This window comes from Pseudomonas sp. AP19 (assembly GCF_001728855.1).
In the GTDB taxonomy this organism is placed as follows: domain Bacteria; phylum Pseudomonadota; class Gammaproteobacteria; order Pseudomonadales; family Pseudomonadaceae; genus Aquipseudomonas; species Aquipseudomonas fluorescens.
In genome coordinates this window covers 47,641-56,464 of the sequence record NZ_LXJP01000048.1, presented here as the reverse complement: position 1 = coordinate 56,464, position 8,824 = coordinate 47,641, and the positions used below count along the sequence as shown (strand labels likewise).

The following is an 8,824-nucleotide window of genomic DNA, read 5'->3' as shown; positions in this document are numbered from 1 at the left end:
TCCCGCGCCGACCCGGCCAGCCTGGTGCTGCCGCCGATCATGGACCCGCAGTACGGCTACCTGTCGGTAAACGTCGAAACCCAGGCCCAGGACCCGCATTCGCTGCTGAACTGGACGCGCCGCATGTTGGCGGTGCGCAAACAGTCCAAAGCCTTTGGCCGCGGCAGCTTGAAAATGCTCTCGCCGAGCAACCGCCGCATTCTGGCGTATACCCGCGAATACACCGGGCCAGACGGGCGCAACGAGCTCATCCTGTGTGTGGCCAATGTGTCGCGCAGTGCCCAGGCGGCTGAGCTGGACCTGTCAGCCTTTGCGGGCATGGTGCCGGTGGAAATGCTCGGCGGTAACGCGTTTCCGCCCATCGGTCAGCTGAATTTCTTGCTGACCCTGGCGCCGTACGGGTTCTACTGGTTCGTGCTCGCCGCGGAAAACCAGATGCCGAGTTGGCACGTCGCGCCTGCCCAGAGCATCCCTGACTTCACCACCCTGGTATTGAAACAACGTATGGAAGAGTTACTCGAAGAACCGTGCCGCACCACGCTGGAGCACACCTCGCTACCGGCCTGGCTGCCCAAGCGGCGCTGGTTCGCCGGCAAGGACACGGCCATCGACAGCGTGCGGATTGCCTACGGTGTGCGCTTTGGCGATCCACAGCATCCGGTGCTGCTCAGTGAACTGGAGGTGAGCAGTGGCGGCCAGGTCAGCCGCTATCAGCTGCCGTTCGGCTTCCTGGGTGAAGACCAGTTCACCAGCGCGTTGCCCCAGCAATTGGCCCTGGCCCGTGTACGGCGCGCCCGCGAGGTCGGCCTGGTGACCGATGCGTTCAGTCTTGAGCACTTTATCCGCGCCGTGATCAAGGCCCTGCAGGCGGGCACGGTCTTGACGACCGACGACGGCGATTTGCGCTTTGAGGCCACTTCGCACCTGGCCAACCTGCCATTGAACGACGAGTCGCAAGTGCGCTACCTGGCCGCTGAGCAGTCCAACAGTTCGGTGGTGGTCGGCGAGAGTCTGGTGCTCAAACTGATCCGTAAAGTCAGCGCCGGGGTGCATCCGGAACTGGAAATGAGCGCTTACCTGACCGCCGCCGGGTATCCGAACATTTCGCCGCTGTTGGGCTCGATGATTCGCCACGACAACGCAGGGCAGGACAACCTGCTGATGATTGCCCAGGGCTATCTGAGCAACCAGGGCGACGCCTGGAGCTGGACCCAGAACAACCTCGAACGCGCGATTCGCGACGAACTCGCAGAGGCGATTTCCGAACAGGAACAGCACTACAACGCGTTGGGTGAACTGGCCGACTTCGCCGCGTTGCTCGGCCGGCGCCTGGGTGAAATGCACGGGGTATTGGCAGCGAAAACTGCCAATACAGACTTCAAGCCTGAAGTCACGACGGCCAAGGATACCCAGGCCTGGGCCAAGGATGTCGGGGCACAGATCGAGCGTGCGCTGCAATTGCTCAAGCTTCATCAAAACCAATTGAACCCTGCCGATCAGGCGCTGGTCAGTGAGTTGCTGGCACACAAAAAAGCCATTGGCAGTCACGTGCAGGCCCTGGCGAAAGCCACGGCCGGCGGGCTGCGGATTCGTGTCCACGGTGACTTGCACCTGGGCCAGGTACTGGTGGTCAAGGGCGATGCTTACCTGATCGACTTTGAAGGGGAACCGGCGCGGCCGTTGCATGAACGACGTGGCAAGCACAGCCCCTATAAAGATGTGAGTGGCGTGCTGCGCTCGTTTGATTACGCCGCGGCGATGGCCCTGAATGTGCAAGGGGTGGATCATTCGCCCGAGGCGGACACTGCCCGCAAGCGTGTGACGGATCGATACCTGAGTGAAGCGCGTGCGGCTTTTACGCAGGCTTATCATCAGGCTACGTCTACACTGGCGCATGACTGGCAGGAGGCCGACGGCCAGAGTGCCGCGCTGACGTTGTTCAGCCTGGAGAAGGCCGCGTACGAAGTGGCTTACGAAGCGGAAAACCGCCCGACCTGGTTGCCGGTGCCGCTACAAGGTTTACACGGCCTGCTCAGCGGGCTTACACCTATATCGAAAACTGCACGCGGTGGGGAGACGTCATGAGTTTTACACATAGAGAACCGCTGCAACCGAAATTGACTGCCATGCCGGCACCCAAGGACATTGAAGCCCTGGTACGCGCCGAGCACCACGATCCATTCTCGATTCTCGGCCCGCACGACGATGAGCAAAATGGCCAGTTCATTCGCGCCTTTTTGCCGGAGGCCTTGAGCGTCCAGGTATTGGCACGCGACAGCGGTGAGCCGATCGGCAGCCTGGATGCGACCCAGGTGCCGGGCTTGTTTGTCGGGCACTTCAACACCCGCCAGGACTACCTGCTGAAAATCCAGTGGGCCGGCGGTGAACAGATCACCGAAGACCCTTACAGCTTCAACCAGTTGCTCCTGGGTGAAATGGACCTGTACCTGTTTGCCGAAGGCAATCACCGCGACCTCAGCAGCTGCCTGGGTGCTCAGGTGACCAGTGTCGATGGCATACCGGGCGTGCGCTTTGCCGTCTGGGCGCCGAATGCCCGGCGTGTGTCGGTGGTGGGCGATTTCAATATCTGGGATGGTCGTCGCCACCCGATGCGCTTGCGTCACCCCTCCGGCGTGTGGGAAATCTTTATCCCGCGCCTGCAACCAGGCGCGGCCTACAAGTACGAAATCCTTGGCGCCAACGGGATTTTGCCGCTGAAGGCCGACCCGATGGCGCTGGCGACTCAACTGCCGCCGGACACCGCTTCGAAAGTCGCCGCGCCGTTGCAGGTGGATTGGCAAGACCATGCGTGGATGCAGGCGCGGGCCGACAAGCAAAAGCCCACTGCGCCGTTGTCGATCTACGAGTTGCACGTAGGCTCCTGGCAGTGCGAGCTGGATGAGGCCGGTGAAGTGTCCCGTCAGTACGGCTGGCGCGAACTCGCTGAACGCTTGATTCCGTATGTACAGCAATTGGGTTTCACCCATATCGAGCTGATGCCGATCATGGAGCACCCCTTTGGTGGCTCCTGGGGCTACCAGGCGTTGTCGCAATTCGCACCGACTGCGCGTTTCGGTTCGCCGGAAGACTTCGGGTTTTTCGTCAATGCCCTGCACCAGGCCGACATCGGCGTGATCCTCGACTGGGTGCCGGCGCATTTCCCCACCGATACCCATGGTCTGGCGCAGTTCGACGGCACCGCGCTGTACGAATACGCCAACCCGCTGGAAGGCTTTCACCAGGATTGGGACACGCTGATTTACAACCTCGGCCGCACTGAAGTTCACGGGTTCATGCTGGCCTCGGCGTTGCATTGGCTTAAACACTTCCATATCGATGGTTTGCGTGTGGATGCGGTGGCGTCGATGCTGTACCGCGACTATTCGCGCAAAGCCGGCGAGTGGGTGCCCAATCGCTATGGCGGTCGTGAGAACCTCGAAGCCATCGACTTCCTGCGTCATCTGAACGATGTGGTCGCCCTCGAAGCGCCGGGTGCGTTGGTGATTGCCGAAGAATCCACGGCATGGCCCGGTGTCAGCCAGAGCACCCAGCAAGGCGGGTTGGGCTTCAACTACAAGTGGAACATGGGCTGGATGCACGATTCGCTGCATTACATCCAGCAAGACCCGGTGTACCGCGCCCATCATCACAATGAGCTGAGCTTCGGCCTGGTCTATGCCTGGTCCGAGCGTTTTATCCTGCCGATCTCTCACGATGAAGTGGTGCACGGCAAACACTCGTTGATCGACAAGATGCCCGGTGATCGCTGGCAGAAGTTTGCTAACCTGCGCGCCTACCTGAGCTTCATGTGGATGCATCCGGGTAAAAAACTGCTGTTCATGGGCTGCGAATTCGGCCAATGGCGCGAGTGGAACCACGACCAGCAATTGGACTGGTACCTGCTGCAGTACCCCGAGCACCGGGGCGTGCAAAAGCTGGTGGGCGACCTCAACCGCCTCTACCGTGAAGAGCCCGCGCTGCACGAACAGGATGATGCGCCTCAAGGTTTCCAATGGCTGATTGGCGACGACGCAATCAACAGCGTTTATGCCTGGTTGCGGTGGAGCAAGGACGGCAAACCGGTGCTGGTGGTCGCCAACTTCACCCCGGTGCCGCGTGAGGCGTATTCGGTAGGGGTGCCGTTTGCCGGGCGCTGGAGCGAGGTGATCAACAGCGATGCCGACACGTACGCCGGCTCCAATTACGGCAATGGGGGAGAGGTGTTTACCCAGGATGAACCGCAGCATGGGCAGCCGGTATCGCTGTCGCTGAATTTGCCGCCATTGGGTGTGCTGATTTTGCGCCCGGAAGCGCTTTAAAGGCTCTAGCAACCGGATTCTGTTGTCCGGGGTACTGGCAGGGTGCCACAATGGCACCTTTGTTGCGGCAGTTGAAGCAGGCGTATTTCATGAATGGCCTTGGGCTTGGGCAGGACCAGGATTGTTTTATCGAAGAGCAGGTGCGAACTGACCGTTTGCACCAGCTGTTTCGCCAGTCGTTCGCTGCCATTTTCGGCAGTTACCTGGGCGCCGGCATGCTCTGCTGGCTGTGCTGGGACCGGTTTGATCACACGGTCATGCGCACCTGGCTGGTGGTGCTGGGGGTGACGTCACTGCTACGGCTGAAGATGTTCATGGACTGGTTTCGTTGCGCGAACAGTCTGCGTACGCCGGCGCGTTGGGAGCGCCGCTACTGGGTGACGTTGATGCTCTCCGCCGCGACCTGGGGCATTGGCGCATTGGCTGTCATGCCGCCGGACGACCGTGTGTCCCAAGTGTTGGTGATTCTATTTGCCGTGGGTATGTCGGTCAGCGCGGTCTCCTGTTATTCGGCCTACCGTTATATGACGTTGGGCTCCATGTCTCTGGTGTTATTGCCGAGCACGCTGTGGTTACTGTTTCAGCCCTCGCCCATGCAAGTGGGCGTGGCGATTGCTGTGCTGGTGTTCTCGACTTTCGTGGTCAGCGCCACGCGCAAACTGTCGGATGCCCTCGAAAAAGCGTTTCGCCTGACCCGGCAAATGGAGCGCGCCCACACCATTTCCACACGCGCCGCTCAGACTGACGAGCTCACCGGGTTGATGAATCGTCGCGCGTTTTTTGAACATGCCCACCTGTTGTATGCGCAGTGTCGCCAACACCGACAGCCGCTGAGCGCGCTGATGCTGGACATGGACCACTTCAAGGCCATCAACGATACCTACGGCCACCAGGCCGGCGACCAGGTTTTGCGCCAGGTTGGCGGGGTGATCAGCGCGTCGTTTCGCCAGGCCGACGTGTATGGTCGGCTTGGCGGCGAGGAATTTGCCGTGTTGTTGCCCAATACGACACTGGAGACTGCACAGGGCATTGCCGAACAATTGATCACGGCGATTGCCGGCCTGGCCTCCGAGCCGGTACAGGGGCTGACCGCGAGCCTGGGGGTGGCCACCACCCGCAACCCCGATCAGGACCTGCACAGCCTGATGAACAGCGCCGACAAAGCGCTGTATCGCGCCAAAGCCATGGGCCGCAATCAGGTCGTGGTGGCGGAGTAGGCGGGCTGAGTAGGGTTCAGTCTCGCCGCATCGACCTGGCCAGTACGCGCGCCACCTGGTCGGCCGAGTAGGGCTTTGCCAGGAAGTCGACGCCCTCGTAGGCGCTGTCGGCCAGCTCTTCGCTGTAGCCCGAGGTCAGTACCACCGGCAGGTTGGGGCGCCGTTGGCGCAGCAGCCTGGTCATTGCCACGCCGGTCATGCCGGGCATTACCACGTCCGAGAAAATCGCGTCGAACCCGCTCACGTCCGGACCGGCCAGCGCCAGTGCCTGTTCGGCGTCGGTTGCCCACGTGGTCTGGTAACCCAGGTCCTGCAGGATCTGGTTGGCGAAACGGCCCACTTCGAGGTTGTCTTCCACGATCAGGATATGCCGCAGTGTGGTGTCAAGCGCCGGGCTGGGGGCTTCCTCGGCTGGGCCGAGCTGCCCGGCCACAGGCTGCGCCTCGGGCAAATACAGGGTGAACACGCTGCCCTGGCCGAGGGTGCTGGTGACATCGACGTTGCCTCCGGACTGCTTGGCAAACCCGAACACCTGTGACAGCCCCAGGCCAGTGCCTTTACCCACGGCCTTGGTGGTAAAGAATGGTTCGAAAATACGCTCGACGGCGTCGGCTTCAATGCCGCTGCCGGTGTCGGCCAGCGCAATGCTTACAAACGGCTGGTGTGCGTGTGCATCGCCACGGATGCGCGGTAGCGCCGCCACACTCGCCACGCGCAGGGTCAGGGTGCCTTGACCCTCCATGGCATCGCGGGCATTGAGCGCGATATTGATCAGTGCGGTTTCAAATTGGCTGGAGTCGACGCACACATAGCAAGCCCGTTCCGGCAATTGGACCTGCACCTGAATGCGCGCACCGGTCACGCTTTCGAGCATCTCACCGATGTTCTTGACCCGCTGGCCAACGTCAAAGACTTCCGGGTTGAGCGGTTGCCGGCGGGCGAAGGCGAGCAGTTGGCTGGTGAGCTTGCTGGCGCGTTCGACGGTGTCTGACACGGCGCCCATGTAGCGTTGGCGGCGTTCTTCGGACAACCCCGGCTGGCGCAGGAAGTCCACCGAAGAGCGAATGATCGTCAGCAGGTTGTTGAAATCGTGGGCCACACCGCCGGTCAGCTGGCCGATGGCTTCGAGCTTCTGGGACTGGTGCAACGCGGCTTCGGCCTGGGTCAAGGCGCTGGTGCGTTCTTCAACGCGTTGCTCCAGGGTGGCGTTCAGTTCGGTGATGGCGGCCAGGCCCTCGCGTACGGCGGCGTCGGCGCGCACCCGTTCGATATGGGCCCAGGAGCGCTCGGTGACTTCACCCACCAGTGCCAGGTCATACGGCGACCACACGCGTGCGAATTTGTGGTGCACGGCCATCAGCGCGGTCAGGCGGCCGTTCTTGATCAGCGGGAAGCACGCAGTCGCCGTGACGCCCAGTGCCTGAAAGACAGCGGACACCTCGGCGGGCATTTCCAGGCGGTTGTCGCCAATCACAAACGGCTCACCTGCGCGCAGGCGGCTTACGGCCAGCTCGCCGAACGCTGCCAGGCTGTAACGGCCGACGATACTGGGCGAGCCCGGCGCCGACCAATTGTCGCGAATGGTGAAGCCGTCTTCATCGGCCTCCATATCGGCATAGGCGCAAATCGACACCTGCAGGTGTTCGGCCAACAGACGCGTGGTGGTGGTCATGATGGCTTCGGCATCGCTGCAGTGGGTCACGGCGCTGCCAATTGCATCCAATACGGCCAGGCGGCGAGAGAGGAATACGGTCGCGGTGTTTCGGTGACGGTGTCGAGCATGCCCACGACCCGGCCTTGCGGGTCACGCACAGGGCTGTAGCAAAACGTGAAGTACGCTTGCTCCGGGCCATTGCCACGCTCAACCACCAACGGGTAGTTTTCGATGTAGGTCGGGTGCCCCTCAAAGGCGGCGTTGGCGATAGGGCCGATGTCATCCCACGCCTCACGCCAGATTTCGCTGAACGCCCGCCCAAGCGAATCAGGTTTATCGCCAAGAATAGGAATAAACGCATCGTTGTAGAGCGTGATCAGGTGGGGGCCCCAGATGATGGACTGGGGGAAGCTTGAGGCAAAACACAGCGCAACCGTGGTTTTGAGTACGTCGGGCCATTGCTCCAGCTCGCCGAGCGGCGTACTGGCCCAATCATGCTGACGGACGCGCTCAGCCATCTCGCTGCTGCCTTGCAGCCAATTCATCATTGGGTGGATACCTTATTGCCACGGTCTTCAGGGGGAGCGCTGATTATATCAGCGCATCCAGCTACAGACCGGAATCCCTGCGGCCAGTTCAGCGGAATCAGCGCGGGGATGGCAATTTGATGTTCCACCCCATTGTACCGATCGACCTACCCGGCGCAGAGGCGCCCCCGGCCGGCTATTGCGTGCCGAACACTGCGGTCCAATAAATCCCCGCGTCACTCTTCGGGTCCATGGCATAGGCTGCCCCCAACTCGCGAAATTGCGGGTTCATCAGGTTGGCGCAATGGCCCGGGCTGGCCAGCCAGCCGTCCACGACCTTGCGTGGGGTATCGAGGCCGGCGGCAATGTTTTCGCCGATGTTCTTCGCGATATAACCGGACAGTTCCGCACGGTCGCCGGGTGTGCGGCCGTCATGGTCCAAGTGGTCGAAGAAATTGCCGTTGGCCATATTGCGTGTGTGGCTGTTGGCGGCATTGGCCAGCGCGTCGTTCCACGACAGCGGTGTGGTCGCGGTAAATGCCTGGGTGCCGCACTGGCGTGGTTGTTCCCGGGCGGCGTTGACCAGGTTGAGGATTTGCTTGCCTTCGGTCTGCCAATCCCCGAGTCCGCTGGACAGCAGCGGGCGGGCCAGCACGATGCGCCAATCCTGGCCGCTGTTACTCACGCCGATGTCGACAAATTGCGGGTCGAGCACCACGCGACAGAAACTTTCGCGCACCGCTTTCATGGCCGCGTCGGCGTTTTTGGGGCCGGAGAGGCTGATGGCTTGCACATTCACCATCGGGTACGCGGCCCGCGCCAGCGCTTGCTGCAAGTCGCCGACATTGGTCGCCGGCAGCACCAGCCGCGTGTCGCTGGCCAACGGTGGCAGTTCCTGGGAACCCTGGTTACCACAGCGCTGTACCTGGCTGCGGTATTCGTTGATCTGTTGCACTAACTGACTTTCTTCATTCGCCATCGCGCTGGCGCAGAACGCCAGACTGGCGGCCAGCGTCGTAAGACCCATCATCAATGACAGCACGCGCATGGACGTTACCCTTGAGCTTGAAAGTGCCCATGATGCGCGATGTAACCCGGTCTGGCGCA

4 protein-coding genes and 1 pseudogene are annotated in these 8,824 nt (G+C 61.6%); 3 read left to right on the top strand and 2 right to left on the bottom strand.

Features of this window, described 5'->3' with window-relative positions; genetic code table 11:
* From A7D21_RS26220 to A7D21_RS26210, 3 genes are all read left to right on the top strand, one after another.
* The coding region (locus A7D21_RS26220) for a putative maltokinase (RefSeq protein ID WP_171902643.1) at positions 1–2,085 on the top strand (2,085 nt) is incomplete at its 5' end.
* Positions 2,082–4,319, top strand: a complete 2,238-nt coding sequence (glgB, locus tag A7D21_RS26215; RefSeq protein ID WP_069553053.1) for a 1,4-alpha-glucan branching protein GlgB — start codon at positions 2,082–2,084, stop codon at positions 4,317–4,319. The genes A7D21_RS26220 and glgB, both read left to right, overlap by 4 nt.
* A gap of 50 nt (positions 4,320–4,369) precedes the next feature.
* Complete coding sequence (locus A7D21_RS26210; RefSeq protein WP_053256315.1) at positions 4,370–5,536, top strand: diguanylate cyclase; 1,167 nt, start codon at positions 4,370–4,372, stop codon at positions 5,534–5,536.
* 16 nt (positions 5,537–5,552) lie between these two features.
* Here A7D21_RS26210 and A7D21_RS26205 read toward each other — a convergent pair.
* Both A7D21_RS26205 and A7D21_RS26200 read right to left on the bottom strand, forming a co-directional pair.
* Positions 5,553–7,738 (bottom strand): annotated as a pseudogene (locus A7D21_RS26205) (response regulator).
* Between the two features lie 175 nt (positions 7,739–7,913).
* Positions 7,914–8,765, bottom strand: coding sequence for a CAP domain-containing protein (locus A7D21_RS26200; protein WP_053256313.1), 852 nt, complete (start codon positions 8,763–8,765; stop codon positions 7,914–7,916).
* Positions 8,766–8,824 lie beyond the last annotated feature (59 nt).